The following is a 15,007-nucleotide window of genomic DNA, read 5'->3' as shown; positions in this document are numbered from 1 at the left end:
GTCAGGTCAGCGTCTGCACGTCGAAGTGCGTCATGGTGGCGCCACCGGTGGCGAACCCCGGGACGTCGGCCGCCGCGGCCTGCCCCTCCGGCGAGCCGAAGGCCGCCCCCATGGCCTCCTCTGAGTCGAAGTCCAGCTCGGCGACGAGGTAGGGCGCCGGCTGGGAGGGGTCCATCGCGCTGGGGTGCCCGATCGTGAACCGCACCAGCCCGGGCATCCGCCGCGCCAGGGGCGCGTGCACGTCGCGGTAATGCGCGTCGAATGCCGCCGGGTCCTCCGGCGGGCCGTAGCTGACGACGAGCCTGTGCACCATGGAGCGCTCCGTTCCGGCGGATCCGGCGCCCACCCGGCGACCAGCCAACCGGTCATCGACCGGCCGCGCGACTCCGGCCGGACCGCGGACCTCGCGGCGGCGCGGAATCGCCTGGATCCAGGCTGTGGATAACCCCCGCGAAGCGGCTGGACGGCGGGAAACCGTTGTTACGTTCCCGGACACATCGCTCCGCCGGTACCCGGAGCACCCAGACTCCAGATTGGACTCCTCATGGCGAACGTCAACGTCACCTACCAGCAGATGGAGGACGCGGCCGGCCGACTGGTCAACGGGCGCACCGAGATCGACGGCATGCTCGGTCAGCTCAAGGGCCTGGTCGACCAGCTCGTGGCCGACGGCTACGTCACCGACGCCTCCAGCCGCAGCTTCCAGGCGTCCTACGACGAGTTCACCACCGGCGCCCGCAACATGATCGCCGGCCTCGACGGCATGGCCCAGTACCTGAACCAGGCCGCCGCCACCTTCCGCGACGCCGACACCCAGCTGGCCGGCGCGCTCGGCCGCTGACCTCCCGCACCCGGTGAAGGCCGCCTCGCTCCCCGCGAGGCGGCCTTCGTCGTCCGTGCCGGGCCTTGGTCACGCCACGGACCCCCTGGGGGGCGGGCGGCCGATCAGGGCGTCGGGACGGTGACGGTGAGCAGGGCACCGTCACCCAGGTGCAGCCACCCGCGCCCGGGCTGCACCGGCCCGCCGACGGCGCTGCGCGGCAGGCGGACGCCGATCAGGTCGCCGTCGGTGCTGCCCTGCGGGGAGAGCAGCACGCCCTGCCGCGCCCTCTTCGCGTCCACCTGCCACCCGGACAGGCCGGTGCAGATGCTGTCGGCGTTGCCGGCCAGCACGAGGCTCCGTCCCGGTCCCGCGTAGCCCTTCACGACCTCGCGGAACACCTCCGCCGCCGGGCAGTCGCGCAGCACGTCGCCGTCGTCGAGCAGCAGCACCAGCGGCCGGCCGGGCTCGGCGGCGAGGAGTTCCCTCCACCGGTCGGCCGGGGTGGCGGACTCCTCGATGACGGCCAGCACCCCCTCGCGCCCGGCGAGCGCCCGCAGCGGCGACGCCTTCGGCGCGCAGACGACGACCGAGGTGCCCTGGCGCAGCAGCGACTGGGCCATGACCGCGAGCACCGTGCTCTTGCCGGAGCGGGCCGGACCGGCGACCACGAAGGCCGACCCCCGCTCCACCAGGTCGGGACCGGCGGCCTCCAGCTCGTCGCCGCCGACGCCGACCAGCGCGAAGCCCGGCCCTGCGTCCGCCGGGCGCATCTCCCAGGCCGCCTCGAAGGGAAGGCGCGAGGGCAGCACGTCGACCCGGAACGGCCGGGCCGAGCGCGGCACCAGCGCGTCGCGCACGTGCGCGGCCTTGGCGATCTCGGCGATCGCGGCCGCCTGCCCCTGCCCCGACTCGTCTTGCGCCAGCAGCGCCACCTGCGTCTCCACCACGCCGTCGACGGTGACCCCGCGGCCGGGCGGCAGCACCCCGGGCACCTGCTTCGCGGGGACGCCGACGAGCGGGTAGTCACCCCGGTCGGCCAGCCGCAGGACCAGCTTGTTGTCGGTGAGCGACGACAGCCGGGCGGTGCCGAGCGAGCGGTCCCCGGTCATCACCACCGAGATCCCGACCGAGGCGCCCTCCCGCACGATGCTCATGAGGATGTCGGTGAGCCGGCCCCCGTCGACGTCGCCGAGCGTCGGGGTGAAGCCCTCCCAGCGGTCGAGGAGCAGCAGCACGTACGGCAGCCGCTGCTCCGTCGGTGCCGACCGGCGCTGCTCGGCGATGTCGCCGAAGCCGCCCTCGGCCAGCACCTGCTGCCGGCGCCCCATCTCCCGCGCGAGCCGGTCGAGCAGCCGCACCGCGCGCTCCGTCTGCGTGCGGGCAACCACCGCCCCGCACTGCGGGAGGTCGGCCAGCGGCAGCAGCGCACCGTTGCCGCAGTCCAGCGCGTACAGGTGGACGTCGCTGGTCGAGCAGCGGGAACCCACCGAGCCGGCCAGCGTGCGCAGGAGCTGCGACCGGCCGCTCTTCGGCGAGCCGATGACCAGCAGGTGCCCGTCGGTCGCCGGGTCGAAGGCCGCCACCCGCCGCTCCTGCAGAGCGGGCAGGTCCTGCAGCCCGTAGGGCAGCCGGGCCGCCGCCTCGAGGTCGCCCACCAGCACGCGGGCGGGCAGCGCCTCCAGCCAGGGGCTGCGCTGCGCCGGCAGCTCCTCGGCCACCGATGCCCCCCGCACCGCCTCGACCAGCACCGACAGGTCGGTGATCTCGACGTCGGACCGGCGGGTCGCCGTCGCCGGCTTCTGCGGAGCCGGGTAGCCCACCTGGTGCCAGCCCAGCGGGACCACGAACGGCACCGCCGCGGCGACCGCGCCCTGCCCCGGCCGGCGGCCCCCGATCCGGCCGGCCTGGAACGGCACCAGCGCGCCGTGCCCGAGCCGGGCGAAACCACGGCCGGGCGCGGACTTCGGGATGCGCGCGGCCTCCGGGGCGTCGAGCACGTCGCTGCTGTCCGCGCCGTCGGTGACCCGCAGCGAGATGCGCAGGTTGGTGTTGGCGCGGATCTCCGGGGAGACCACGCCGCTGGGCCGCTGGGTGGCCAGGACCAGGTGGATGCCCAGCGAGCGGCCGCGCTGGGCGATGTCGACCAGGCCGGGAACGAAGTCGGGCAGCTCGCGCGCCATCGAGGCGAACTCGTCGATGACGATGAGCAGCCGCGGCAGCGACGGGCGCCCGGGCTCGCGGGCCTGCAGGTCGATGTAGTCGTCGATGTCCTTGACGCCCGCGCGCGCCAGCCGGTGCTCGCGGTACCTCAGCTCGGCGCCCAGCGAGGTCAGCGCCCGCTCGACGAGGTGGGCGTCGAGGTCGGTGACCATGCCGACGGTGTGCGGCAGGTGCACGCAGTCCTTGAACGCGCTGCCGCCCTTGTAGTCGACCAGCACGAAGTTCAGCGCGTCCGGCCGGTTCGCCACGGCCAGCGACGCGATCATCGTCTGCAGCAGCTCGGACTTCCCGGCGCCGGTGGTACCGGCGATCAGCCCGTGCGGGCCGTCCGTGCGCAGGTCGAGGCTGAACGGACCGTGCAGCCCCGACCCGACCACGAGCCGGGTGGTGCGCCCCTCCAGCTGCCAGCGCGCACGGATGCCGTCGACGGTGGGCGGCTCCAGGCCCAGGACGTCGAGCAACCGCACGCTGTCGGGCAGGACGGCGTCGTCGTCGGCCAGGCTGACGTCCCGCAGCGGCGCCAGCGCCCGGGCCGCCGTCTCGGCCAGCTCGGCGGCCACCGGCTCGGCCAGCACGGCCGGGACCGGGTCGTGCCCGCTGCGGCGGACGAGCAGCTCGTTCTCCTCGGCCGCGTCGAACACCGCCGTCGCGGTGGCCGCCTCCGGCAGGAACCGCTCCTCCTCGTCCGCGCACACCGCGTAGACCCCGACCGCCGGGCCGTCCTCCAGCACCTGGGCCAGGCCGGGGGTGGCGCGCAGCGGCCGGAAGCCGTGGACCACCAGCACGTGCGCCGGGAAGGACTCCGGCTGGAGCCGGCCGCCGCCCGACGCCGTGGCGTCCCGGCGGGCCTTGATCAACGCGGTCAGCTCGGCCACGCGGGCGGTCACCGTCTCGGGGTCGTTGCCCGCGAAGGCCACCGGACCCTCGCCGTCGGCCGGACGGGTGTGCGGCAACCAGCGCACCCAGTTCCAGTCCGCGCGCCCGCGCGGGGCCAGGACGGTGAGGGCGAGGTCCCTCGGCGGGTGGTTCACCGCCAGCTGCAGGACGACCCAGCGCAGCAGGCCGGCCAGCTGTTCGGCCGGCCCGGCCAGGCCGACGACGCCCGCGTCGCGCAGCGGGACCACGACCGGCACCGCACGCACGGTGCGCTGCTCCGGCGGCTCGTCGCTGCCGGACCGGTCGGTGACCACGACGCGGGCGGGCAGGTCCGCGGCACCCAGGCGCAGGTCGAGGGCGTCGGGGTCGGTGCGGCGACGCTCCCACAGCCGCCGGCCGGGCAGCACCGCGGTGAGGACCGCGGTGGCGGGGTCGGGGTGGCCCTCGCGGCGGCGCACCGTCTCCTCGGCGACTGCCGAATCGATCCGCTCCAGCGCCCGGGCGAGTTCCTGCTCGTACTCCTCGCGGGCGCGGCGCTCCTCCCGGGCGCTCTGCTTCCGGTCGGCGATCGTGTTGCTGATCATCATGACCGGGCTGGCGACGGCGAACACGAGGTAGAGCGGCGAGCGCAGGACGATCGCCAGCACGATGCCGATGACCAGCGGCGCCAGGATCATGACCAGCGGGAACCGGCGGGGTTCCCTCGCCCGGGGTTCCTGCGGGAGCTGGATCCTGGCCTCACGGGTGGACGGCAGCAGCCGGGGCGCCCGCACGAACGCCCGGGAGCCCGGGCCCGACGGCTCGATGGCGGCGTCGGCGACCACGGCCGGTCCGATGACCAGCTGGGTGTCGCCCAGCCGCACGATCCGGCCGGGCGCCACCTCGACGCCGTCGTCGTGCTCGGACACCGGCTCGCCCTCGAGGAAGGTGCCGTTGGCCGAGCCGAGATCGCGCAGCGTCGCGCCGTCGGCGCCGACCCGCAGGAGGGCGTGCCGCCGGGACATCGACCGGTCGGCGAAGCCGAACGCGCTGCTGCGGCCCAGCTCGTGGTCACCCATCGGCAGCTCGGCGATCCGGCCGCTGCTGGGGCCGCTGAGTACCCGGAGCTGCCAGCCACGGGGAGGCGGACCGGCCGGAGCGGCGAGCGCGGCGCCCTCGGACAGCTGCACGACGACGCCGTCGACGAGCGGGCTCTCCCCCACCGGCCGGTCGTCGTCGAGCCGGGCCCCGCCGAGCCAGACGCCCCCTGCGGGCACACCGGCGACCCGGGCCAGCTCCGCACCGACCCGGCCGACCGGCAGGTCGTCGTCCACGTCGACGGCGACGTCGAGCAGCGTGCCGTCGACCTGGCCGACGCTCACCTGGACCCGCACGCTCGGGACCGTAGGCGGGATCGTCGATCCCCGGCTCCGGGCCTGTGGAAAACACCCGGTCGCGGGACACCCGCACGGGCGGGTCAGAAGGTGAGGACCAGCCGCCCTCGCACGCCGCCCGCCTCGAGCGCGCGGTGCGCCTCGGCGGCTTCCTCGGCGGGGAACGTCCGCGCCACCCGCAGCGTCACCGCGCCGTCCTCCACCAGCTGCCGGAGGGCGTCGAGCGCGGCACGGTCCTCGGCGACCTTGCGCACCATCGTGGGGAACACGCGCAGGTCGCGCTCACCGTTGCCGCGGTAGCCGCGGACGGTGGCCACCGCTCCCCCGTCCCGCACGGCCGGGAGCACCAGCTCGTCCTGCACCGACCCGTCGGCCAGCCCGTCCACCCCCTCGGGGACGTGCTCGCGGATCCGCTCGGCGACGTCGTCCCCACGCCGGACGACCACGTCGGCCCCGAGCCCGCGCACCAGCTCCTCGTCGGCCTCGGAGGCATCGGCGACCACGGTGAGCCCGCCGGCCTTGGCCAGCTGGACCACGTAGCCGCCGTACGCGCCGGCGGCGCCGGTCACCGCGAGCACCTGGCCGGGCCGCAGGCCCATGAGGTCGAGGGAGAACCGGGCGGTGAGCCCGTTCATCGGCAGCGTCGACGCCTCCACGGCGGAGACGCCCGCCGGCGCGCGCACGACGGAGTTCCCGGGCAGCACCTTGTCCTCGCGGTAGGCGCCGTGCGGGCCGAACGGGACGACGACGCCCATCGCGAGGTCGCCCACGGCGAGGTGGCCGACGCTCTCCCCCAGCTCCGTGACGACGCCGGCGACGTCCATGCCGGGGACCCACGGGGGCGTCGTGACCGGGTCGCGTCCGGCGTAGGCACCGGAGCGCGCGTGGGTGTCGGTCGGGCTGACCGCGGCGGCCTGGACCCGCAGCCGCACCTGTCCGGGGCCGAGGGGCTCGGGCTCCACGTCGACGATGTGCAGAACCTCGGGCCCACCGAACTCGGTCACTCCGACAGCGCGCATGGACACCTGCCTACACGGTCGGCGGGGACGCGGCGCGGGACGGCGGCGACCGGCGCGGACGGCTGCCCGTCGTCGCCGGCGGGCATGGCCGGTGCACGCGTGTCGGGAATGACGTCGGCGGCACGGTCGCTGCAGGGATCAGCACCGCACGAGCACGGCACCCCTCCCCTGCCCCCGAGAGGCCCCGCATGCCCACGCTGCTGTCGTCCCACCCCGCCTCCGTCGCCCGACGCCGTCGCCGGCCCTCGCTCCGGCTCGTCGCGGCCGGGGTGGGCGTCGCCGTCCTCGTCCCGGTCGGCATGGAGGTCGCCGGCTGGCTGCCCGACGACCCGTTCGCGCAGGACGTGGTCGACCGGAGCACGACACCGCTGCTGCTGGCCCTCGAGGACCTGGAGGAGTACCACGCGGCGACGGGCACCTTCCAGGTCGTCGTCGACCAGGAGAAGGACACCCGCTACGTGCCGTCGGTCATCAGCGGCGAGCGGGTCCAGCTGCTCGCGACCGGCACCGCCGACGCCTACGTCGACTTCGCCACGCTCGACGAGGGCGCGGTGACCCTCTCCGCCGACGGCACGTCAGCGACCATCGAGCTGCCGGCACCGCGGCTGGACGAGGCCCGGATCGACCCGCGGGAGACCCGCGTCCTCGACCGCGACCGGGGACTGGTCGAGCGGGTCGGTGCCGCGGTCGGCGACGACCCGGTCGACGACAGCGCGCTCTACGCCCTCGCCGAGGACGAGCTGACCGCGGCCGCCGCGGCGAGCGACCTCCGCGCGCGTGCCGAGACCAACACCCGCGCCATGCTGACCGGCCTCGCGTCCGCCCTGGGCGTCGACGACGTCGAGGTCAGCTTCGCCGAGACCGCCGACAGCGCGGGCTGATCGCACCGGCGCCCGGCCCCCGCTACCGCCCCAGCCGCGAGGTCCAGCGGAGCCACTTCCACCGCACCACCGGCCGGGCGACGGGGGCCCACCACCTGGCGGTGCGCGTGACGGGCGAGCGGGCGACGAGCGAGTTGAGCAGCTGCCCGGACCTGCCGAGCGCGAGGTCGTGCGGCAGCGCCCGCATGACGGCGTCGACGACGGCGACGGCCAGCGTCTCGCCGTAGGGCTCCCGCCGCAGGTCGCGGAGCAGGCTGCCGTCGTCCTTGCCGAGCAGCTCCCCACGCTGCTGCGCCCACTCGGCGGGGCTCCGGCCGAGCTCCGCCCGGACGGTGACCTCCTGGACCGAGGCGGTCCAGTCCACCGTGGCGGCGGGACCGTCCGGGGAGTCGAGCAGGGCCCGCGCGAGATGGGTCTGGGCGTCCAGCCGGCCGGCTGTCCAGTCCCACGCCCGCCACGTGTCCAGCCCGAAGGCGGCGAAGTGGCCCATGCGTGTGCCGTAGAGCTTCTTGTCCCCCGTGCGCCGAGCGTCCCGTGCCCTTGTGCGGACGACGTCGGGCGCGGCGTCCACGCAGTCGACGAAGGGGGCCTCGACGTCGGGGCCCAGCCGCAGGAACTCGAACGGTGACGTCCGCCGGAACGGCTGGTAGGCGCTGAACGCGTTCGTGGCCACCTCCACCGTGAGGCCGGCGCGGACCACCGCCGCGGGCTCGACCACCCCGGAGCGCGCCGCCGCGTAGCCCCGGGCCGCCGAGCCGACGCAGTGGGCGAGCGCCTCCTGCACCTGCAGTGCCGCGAACCGGTCCGAGGCCCAGGCCACCAGCCCGAGGTCGTCGAGCGGCGCCTTGTCGGCGTTCTGCACGATGCTGACGGTGACCGCGTCGCGGACCGCCTCCACCCGTGCCAGCGCGGCGGTCACGGGCGCGGCCGCCGCGCCGCCGAGCCCGCGATCCCAGAGATCCCGGACGAAGAGCCGGCACACGCGCTCGGCCGCGCCGAGGCCCCAGCGCCACTGGTCCCCCTCCCCCGTCCAGTCGGGCTCCGCCGGAGGAACCCACGGCACCTCCTCGCCGAGCAGCTCGGCCAGCGCCGGGCCCGAGACCGGGGCGAGCACGAGACCCCTGCCCTGCCGCGCACGGGACAGGGCTCTCCGGACGTCCTGCAGACCGCCGATGGCGCGTGCCCGCCGGTACTGCTCGAGCAGGCCGTCGGCCGCACCGGAGGCCGCGTCGACCTCGATCCCGAACAACGCCTCGGGGCCGACCTCCGGACTGCCCTCGGTGGCCTCCCCCTGGCGGAGCAGATTCGCCGCGGACTCCATGTCGGCGCGCACGTCCCCCTCCCGCGGGAAGCCGACGGCACCGCCGAGGATGTGCTTCCACGCGGGATGTGCTGCCGCCGCCCCGCCGGCGGTCTCGGGCGGCGGGGCGTCCAGCCCCTCGTTGCCGGCCCCGCGGGAGGGGACGACGTAGACCAGGAGGCGCCGCACCGGCTCGGTGGCGGGACGACGGCTGATGGCGTCGAGCACCGGCTCGAAGGGCGCGTTGTCCAGGATGCCCCCGTCCACCAGCCAGCGCCGGCCGTGGCAGTCGACGGAGGTCGCCGGCAGCACCCTCCGCCGGGCCAGCGCCTCCCCCTCCTGCACCGGGGCGAAGGCGACCGGGAAGGACGCCGAGGCCCGCGCCGCCGTCACCAGCGCCTCGTGGCAGTCGGCGTCGTCCCGGTCGAAGTCGTCGACGAACGCGGCATCCCCGTCGACGGCGCCGGTCGGCCACCAGCCGTCCGGGTCACCGGCCCCCGGGCGGAACACCACCGCGTCCTCGTCGGTGCGGCGGAAGCGGTAGAGGTGGCGGTGATCGGCGACGTCGAAGGGCTGACCGAAGGAGTCCACGTACTTCTGGCTGGACTCGCCGAGCGCCGTGGCGGTGACGAAGAGCGTCACCGGCTCGGGCGCCGGGCGACCGGGTGCCGCGCCGATCCGGCCGACGACCCGGTCGATCTCGCGGCGGAAGAAGTCCCCGTCCAGGACGCTGGAGAGGGCCGGGGCCTGGGTGAGGCGCAGGAGACTCCCGTCCTCCAGGCTGGCGCTGTCGCTCCACACCGTGCGCAACGCCGGACGGACCCCCTGCCCGGGCGGGTCCAGCGGCACACCCCGCGCCACCGCCGTCGCGAGGAGCGTGCCGTTCAACCCGCCGGCACTGGTGCCCGCGATGACGTCGACGACCACGGCTCCCACGTCGGACCGCCGGCACAGCTCGACCCACTTCTCGAAGACCGGGCGGTCGTAGACGGCCACCGTCTCCGGGTCGTACTCCTCCATGCCGCAGGCGACCCGGGAAGCCCGCCGCAGCAGGTCGATCTCGTGGGTGACGCCGCCCATCCAGACGGCGAGGCTCACCCCGCCGTTGAGCACCAGCGCCACCCGCAGTTCCCGCCGGCGTCGTCCCTGCGTCGCCTCTGCCATGGCACTCCCCCTCGACGGCGGTGGGAGCCAGGGTCCTGCGCCTGCGTGCAGCCGGACCACGGTCCGGCGTCCCGCCGGTCGTACCGATGCCGAGCCCCGTGGTTCGCGCCCCTGGGTGAGCACAGGGGGACCTGCTGTCAGCGGGCCACGCCTCGACGAGGGCACCGCCGGCCGAGCGGACGACAGCGGCCCGGGACCACCGGTCCCGGGCCGCTGTCGTCGCCCGTCAGCCCTTGAGCTTGTAGGTCTTGAGCAGACCCCGGCTGATGATCGTCTTCTGGATCTCGCTGGTGCCCTCGCCGATGAGCAGGAACGGCGCCTCGCGCATGAGCCGCTCGATCTCGTACTCCTTGGAGTAGCCGTAGCCGCCGTGGATCCGGAACGACTGGGTGGTCACCTCGGCGCAGTACTCGCTGGCGATCAGCTTGGCCATGCCGGCCTCGACGTCGTTGCGCTTGCCGGCGTCCTTGAGGCGGGCGGCGTTGACCATCATCAGGTGGGCGGCCTCGACCTTGGTGGCCATCTCGGCCAGCTGGAAGGCGATCGCCTGGTGCTGGGCGATCGGCTTGCCGAAGGTCTCGCGCTGCTGGGCGTAGGCGACGGCGAGCTCGAAGGCGCGGATGGAGATGCCGCAGGCCCGGGCCGCGACGTTCACCCGGCCGACCTCGACGCCGTCCATCATCTGGGCGAAGCCCTTGCCGGGCTCGCCACCGAGGATGTCGGCGGCCTCGGCCCGGTAGCCGTCGAACACCAGCTCGGTGGTGTCGACGCCCTTGTAGCCCATCTTGTCGATCTTGCCGGGGATGGTGAGCCCGGGCTTGACCTCGCCGAAGCCGGCCGGCTTCTCCACGAGGAACGTCGTCAGGTTCTGGTGCGCCTTCTCCGCGCCCTCGTCGGTGCGCACCAGCGCCGCGACCAGGGTGGAGCTGCCGCCGTTGGTCAGCCACATCTTCTGGCCGTCGATGACGTAGCCGCCGTCGGGCTGCTCGACCGCCTTGGTGCGGATGCCGGCGACGTCGGAGCCCAGACCCGGCTCGGACATCGAGAACGCGCCGCGCACCTCGCCGGTGGCCATGCGGGGCAGGTAGTGCTCCTTCTGCTCCTGCGTGCCGTGCTGCTCGAGCATGTAGGCCACGATGAAGTGGGTGTTGATGACGCCGGAGACGCTCATCCAGCCGCGGGCGATCTCCTCGACCACCAGCGCGTAGGTCAGCAACGACTCGCCGAGACCGCCGTACTCCTCGGGGATCATCAGCCCGAAGATGCCGAGCTCCTTGAGCCCGTCGACGATCTCCTGCGGGTAGGTGTCGCCGTGCTCCAGCTCCTGGGCGTTGGGGATGATCTCCCTGTCGACGAAGCTCCTGACCGTCGACAGGATCTCCTGCTGGATGTCGGTCAGGTCAGCGGTCTGCGCCAGGCGGGTCATCGGTCTCCTCCGGGACTCCGGTGTCCGTTGTTACCGGGGAGTATGGGCCACGGTCGGGCGTCGTCCCGCGTGTGCCTGGTCACGCCGATGGTGGCGGGACCGTGGTCGCCCCGCTGCCCGTGGAGCGGGGCCTGGACCGAGGCCCCTCCCGACGATGAGTTCCGCTCGCCCGCGCGGTCTGACCCGTCGACGACCACGAAGGAGTGCCCGGTGAGCCAACTGCTCAGAGTCCAGAACTTCACCGTCTCCAGCGACGGCTTCGGTGCGGGTGAGCACCAGAGCCTGGAGCGACCCTTCGGCACCGCCGATCCCGGCCGGTTGATGGCCTGGCTCCTGGCCACCGCGAGCTTCCCCCACCGCGCCGAGCCCGGCGGGAGCCGGGGTCTCGACGACTGCCTCGTCCGCGACTTCGGCACCAACATCGGCGCCGAGATCATGGGCCGCAACAAGTTCAGCCCGCACCGCGGCCCGTGGACCGACCTCGAGTGGCAGGGCTGGTGGGGCGACGAGCCGCCGTTCCACACGCCCGTGTTCGTGCTGACGCACCACCCGCGCCCGTCCTTCACGCTGTCGGACACCACGTTCCACTTCGTCGACGGCGATCCGGCCACGGTGCTCGGAACGGTGAAGGAGGCGGCGCAGGGCAGGGACGTGCGGCTCGGCGGTGGCGCCACGACCATCCGGGAGTTCCTCGACGCCGACCTCGTCGACACCCTGCACGTGGCCGTCGTGCCGCTGGAGCTCGGCTCCGGTGCCCGGCTGTGGGAGTCGCCCGACGAGCTGCTCGACCGGTTCCACTGCGATGTCGTCCCGAGCCCGAGCGGGGTGACCCACCACCTGTTCTGGCGGAAGTGACCGGCGCGGCCCCGTCCAGAGGCTCGTCGCGAGCGTGCGAGCGATGAGGAGGACGGGGTCCTTCTACTCGGGCGGCGTGAAGGACGACGTCCGCGTCATGCCGGCGGCCCGGCCCTTGCCGGCGACGACCAGGGCCATCTTGCGGCTGGCCTCGTCGATCATCTCGTCGCCCAGCATCGCCGAGCCCTTCTTGCCACCGGCCTCCGAGGTCGCCCAGTCGTAGGCGTCGAGGATCAGCTCCGCGTGGTCGTAGTCCTCCTGCGACGGCGCGTAGATCTCGTTGGCGGCGTCGATCTGGCCCGGGTGCAGCACCCACTTGCCGTCGAAGCCCAGCATCGCCGAGCGCTTGGCGACCTCCTCGAAGGCCGGCACGTCGCGCACCTGCAGGAACGGGCCGTCGATGGCCTGCACGCCGCGGGCGCGGGCGGCCATGAGGATCTGCATGAGGATGTAGTGGAACGGGTCGCCCGGGTAGTCGGGGTGCAGGGCGCCGACGACCAGCGACTTCATGTTGATGCTGGCCATGAAGTCGGCCGGGCCGAAGATGATCGTCTCGATCCGCTGGCTGGCGAAGGCGATGTCGTTGACGTTGATCAGGCCCTGCGCGGTCTCGATCTGCGCCTCGATGCCGATCCGGCCGACCTCCAGGCCGTTGGCCTTCTCGATCTGGGTCAGCAGCATGTCCAGCGCCTTGACCTGCGCGGCGTCCTGAACCTTCGGCAGCATGATGCAGTCGAGGTTCGCGCCGGCCCCGCCGACGACCTCCAGGACGTCCTGGAACGTCCACTCCGTCGTCCAGTCGTTCACGCGGACGGTGCGGATCTTCTCGCCCCAGCCGCCCTCGTTCAGCGCGGCGACGATGTTCTTCCGCGCGCCCGGCTTGGCCAGCGGCGCGCACGCGTCCTCCAGGTCGAGGAAGACCTGGTCGGCGGGCAGCCCCTTGGCCTTCTCGAGGAAGCGCGGGTTGCTGCCGGGAACGGCGAGGTTGGAACGACGGGAGCGGAGCTCGGCCACGGTGCCTCTCTTCGTGCAGACGACGGCGTCTTCAGCTACCGGAGAGTAGCCACGCCGTGTCGGCCCCCGTCGCAGTGTCCTGCCGCGAGCTCGCGAGTGGTGGGGGGCGAGGGGGTCCTCTTTCAGGTGCCCGGCTCGACCAGCGTGGTCGGCCGGCTCGCGCGCACGACCAGGGCCACCCCCGCGACGACGAGCACGACGCCGGGCAGCGCCAGCAGCGGCGGGACCTCGCCCAGCAGCACGAGCGCGAACACCAGGGCGCCGGGGACCTCGAGCAGCACCGCGAGGCTGACCACCGTCGGGCCGACCGAGGAGAGCACGAGGTTGAGCAGCGTGTGGCCGAACAGCTGCGCGGAGACGGTGATCGCCGCGATCAGCCACCAGTCGCGCGCCTCGAACCCGGCCAGCGGCGCGTCGACCAGCAGCGCCGAGGCCGCGATCGCCACCGCGCAGACGGAGTAGGCCACGACCGCGTACGCCGACGTCGCCAGCCGCTCCCGCGCCCGCGCGCCGGCCAGCACGTAGCCACCGGCGCAGATCGCGCCGAGCAGCGCCAGCCCGTCACCGGCGAGCGCCTCCAGGCTCACCGTGACGTCCACGCCGACGATCAGCACGACGCCGACGAAGGCGAGGAGTAGCCCCCACCAGACCGCGGCGGGCAGCCGCAGCCCCGAGATCCGCGCCGCCAGCGCCGTCCAGATCGGGGTGGTGGTGACCAGCGCGACCGACGCGGCGACCGTCGTCATCGACAGGCTCGGCAGCCAGGCGGCGAAGTGGGCGGCGAGGAAGAGGCCGGCCACGACCGAGCTGCGCAGGTCCCGCCAGCGCAGGCCGGTCAGCGTCGAGCGCTCCCGGGTCAGCAGGACCGGGAGGAGTGCGACCGCGCCCGCGGCGTTGCGCCAGAAGGCCAGCGCCAGCATCGGCGCCGCGACCATCGTCGTGAGCGGCGCCGACAGCGAGACGCCGACGACGGCGAGCCCCAGCAGGCCGCTGTCCCGCAGGCCGGGGCGGGACAGCGCCCACGCGTCGGCCCCACGCGCGGCGTCGCTGCGCGCGGGGCCAGGAGACGGCGCGGAGTTCCTCATGGCCGGCGGACGGCGCCCGAGGCGATCGGTCGCACCGCGCCGGCCACGCTGACGGACTCCACCGCGCCACCGGTGACGGTCACCCGGCCGGCCAGCTCCGACGGGCGGCCGACGGCAGCACCCTGGGCCAGCCGGTAGTCGGTGACGCCCTCGCCGGCCAGCCCCTCGGCCGCGAGCCAGATCCCGGTGCCGAGCGCCGCCGAGCCGGTGGCTGGGTCCTCCTGCCAGTCGAGGCCGGCGGCGAACACACGGACCGTGCCGGTCGACGTGCCAGGGTCCCAGGCGAGGACCGACACCCCGCCCTCGACGCCGGGCAGCAGGGCGTCGAGCGCGGCGCCGTCGGCCACGGCCCGCTCCAGCACCTCGGGACGCACCTCGAGCTGCGCGAAGTCGATCCCGCAGCCCACCAGGTGCGCGGGCCGGCCCGTGACGTCGCCGGCGTCCAGCCCCACGGCGGCGGCGAGCGCACGCACGTCCGGACCGGGGCGCAGCGACACGGTCCCCCCGGTCAGCCGTGCGCCGTCGGCGTCGACCTGGATCGCGACGACGCCCGCGCCGCACTCCTGGCGGACGGTGCCACCGGGGAGCCGGCCGAGGCGGACCAGCGTGTGCGCCGTGCCGACGCTCGGGTGACCGGCGAAGGGCAGCTCGGTCCGCGGCGTGAAGATGCGCACCCGGTAGTCGGCGTCCGGACCGCTCGGCGCGCTGACGAAGGTCGACTCGGAGAAGCCGAACTCGGCCGCCAGTGCCTGGCACTGCGGCGTCGTCAGGTCCCCGGCGTCCAGGACGACGGCCAGCTGGTTGCCGCTGAACGGGTGCGGCGCGAACACGTCGACGATCTCGTAGTCCAGCAGGTCCGGGGCGCTCACGGCAGCGACGGTAACCTCAGCCACCGGTGGCCCGGCGTGCCAGGTCGCCGAGGGCCACCGCACCCCGACGACGGGGCCGACGAGCGCCGGCGAGGAGGCTGT

The 15,007-nt window shown here is 74.5% G+C and carries 11 protein-coding genes; 3 read left to right on the top strand and 8 right to left on the bottom strand.

What is annotated here, in order from left to right:
* Position 1: 1 nt before the first annotated feature.
* A complete protein-coding gene (locus C5507_RS17315; RefSeq protein WP_104529756.1) occupies positions 2 to 313 on the bottom strand; it encodes an EthD family reductase in 312 nt (103 codons plus the stop codon).
* A gap of 231 nt (positions 314 to 544) precedes the next feature.
* Here C5507_RS17315 and C5507_RS17310 point away from each other — a divergent pair, with 231 nt between their 5' ends.
* Positions 545 to 841, top strand: a complete 297-nt coding sequence (locus C5507_RS17310) for a WXG100 family type VII secretion target (protein ID WP_104529755.1) — start codon at positions 545 to 547, stop codon at positions 839 to 841.
* Between the two features lie 104 nt (positions 842 to 945).
* On the opposite strand, the gene C5507_RS17305 is transcribed toward C5507_RS17310, so the two are convergent.
* Together C5507_RS17305 and C5507_RS17300 are read right to left on the bottom strand one after the other, a co-directional pair.
* Positions 946 to 5,292, bottom strand: coding sequence for a type VII secretion EssC family protein (locus C5507_RS17305; RefSeq protein WP_104529754.1), 4,347 nt, complete (start codon positions 5,290 to 5,292; stop codon positions 946 to 948).
* A gap of 83 nt (positions 5,293 to 5,375) precedes the next feature.
* Positions 5,376 to 6,311, bottom strand: a complete 936-nt coding sequence (locus C5507_RS17300; RefSeq protein ID WP_104529753.1) for an NADP-dependent oxidoreductase — start codon at positions 6,309 to 6,311, stop codon at positions 5,376 to 5,378.
* Positions 6,312 to 6,499: 188 nt separating this feature from the next.
* On the opposite strand from C5507_RS17300, the gene C5507_RS17295 reads away from it, so the two are divergent.
* The gene (locus C5507_RS17295; protein WP_104529752.1) at positions 6,500 to 7,192 is read left to right on the top strand and encodes a DUF4230 domain-containing protein; all 693 of its coding nucleotides are present in this window, start codon (positions 6,500 to 6,502) and stop codon (positions 7,190 to 7,192) included.
* Positions 7,193 to 7,214: 22 nt separating this feature from the next.
* Here the strand turns inward: C5507_RS17295 and C5507_RS17290 are convergent, their stop codons facing one another.
* Both C5507_RS17290 and C5507_RS17285 read right to left on the bottom strand, forming a co-directional pair.
* The gene (locus C5507_RS17290) at positions 7,215 to 9,656 is read right to left on the bottom strand and encodes a DUF3376 domain-containing protein (RefSeq protein WP_104529751.1); all 2,442 of its coding nucleotides are present in this window, start codon (positions 9,654 to 9,656) and stop codon (positions 7,215 to 7,217) included.
* A gap of 226 nt (positions 9,657 to 9,882) precedes the next feature.
* Positions 9,883 to 11,082 carry an acyl-CoA dehydrogenase family protein gene (locus tag C5507_RS17285; protein WP_104529750.1) on the bottom strand — a complete coding sequence of 400 codons (1,200 nt, stop codon included), beginning with the start codon at positions 11,080 to 11,082 and terminating at the stop codon, positions 9,883 to 9,885.
* Between the two features lie 210 nt (positions 11,083 to 11,292).
* On the opposite strand from C5507_RS17285, the gene C5507_RS17280 reads away from it, so the two are divergent.
* The gene (locus C5507_RS17280) at positions 11,293 to 11,937 is read left to right on the top strand and encodes a dihydrofolate reductase family protein (protein WP_104529749.1); all 645 of its coding nucleotides are present in this window, start codon (positions 11,293 to 11,295) and stop codon (positions 11,935 to 11,937) included.
* A gap of 63 nt (positions 11,938 to 12,000) precedes the next feature.
* Here the strand turns inward: C5507_RS17280 and C5507_RS17275 are convergent, their stop codons facing one another.
* The 3 genes from C5507_RS17275 to C5507_RS17265 form a co-directional block, all read right to left on the bottom strand.
* Positions 12,001 to 12,951 carry an HpcH/HpaI aldolase/citrate lyase family protein gene (locus C5507_RS17275; RefSeq protein ID WP_104529748.1) on the bottom strand — a complete coding sequence of 317 codons (951 nt, stop codon included), beginning with the start codon at positions 12,949 to 12,951 and terminating at the stop codon, positions 12,001 to 12,003.
* Between the two features lie 122 nt (positions 12,952 to 13,073).
* Positions 13,074 to 14,036 (bottom strand): DMT family transporter, encoded by a 963-nt coding sequence (locus tag C5507_RS17270; RefSeq protein ID WP_242610901.1) that lies wholly within the window; start codon positions 14,034 to 14,036, stop codon positions 13,074 to 13,076.
* Positions 14,033 to 14,905 carry a PhzF family phenazine biosynthesis protein gene (locus C5507_RS17265; protein WP_104529747.1) on the bottom strand — a complete coding sequence of 291 codons (873 nt, stop codon included), beginning with the start codon at positions 14,903 to 14,905 and terminating at the stop codon, positions 14,033 to 14,035. Before C5507_RS17265 ends, C5507_RS17270 begins: the two co-directional genes overlap by 4 nt.
* Between the last annotated feature and the right edge of the window lie 102 nt (positions 14,906 to 15,007).

It is taken from the genome of Blastococcus saxobsidens (assembly GCF_002938435.1).
GTDB lineage: Bacteria > Actinomycetota > Actinomycetes > Mycobacteriales > Geodermatophilaceae > Blastococcus > Blastococcus saxobsidens.
This window is presented reverse-complemented; position numbering and strand designations above follow the sequence as displayed.

Bases quoted from the DNA above. Each gene is read 5' to 3' on its own strand.
- C5507_RS17315 (WP_104529756.1), bottom strand. From the start codon at position 313: ATGGTGCACAGGCTCGTCGTCAGCTACGGCCCGCCGGAGGACCCGGCG.
- C5507_RS17310 (WP_104529755.1), top strand. From the start codon at position 545: ATGGCGAACGTCAACGTCACCTACCAGCAGATGGAGGACGCGGCCGGC.
- C5507_RS17300 (WP_104529753.1), bottom strand. From the start codon at position 6,311: ATGCGCGCTGTCGGAGTGACCGAGTTCGGTGGGCCCGAGGTTCTGCAC.
- C5507_RS17295 (WP_104529752.1), top strand. From the start codon at position 6,500: ATGCCCACGCTGCTGTCGTCCCACCCCGCCTCCGTCGCCCGACGCCGT.
- C5507_RS17290 (WP_104529751.1), bottom strand. From the start codon at position 9,656: ATGGCAGAGGCGACGCAGGGACGACGCCGGCGGGAACTGCGGGTGGCG.
- C5507_RS17285 (WP_104529750.1), bottom strand. From the start codon at position 11,082: ATGACCCGCCTGGCGCAGACCGCTGACCTGACCGACATCCAGCAGGAG.
- C5507_RS17270 (WP_242610901.1), bottom strand. From the start codon at position 14,036: ATGAGGAACTCCGCGCCGTCTCCTGGCCCCGCGCGCAGCGACGCCGCG.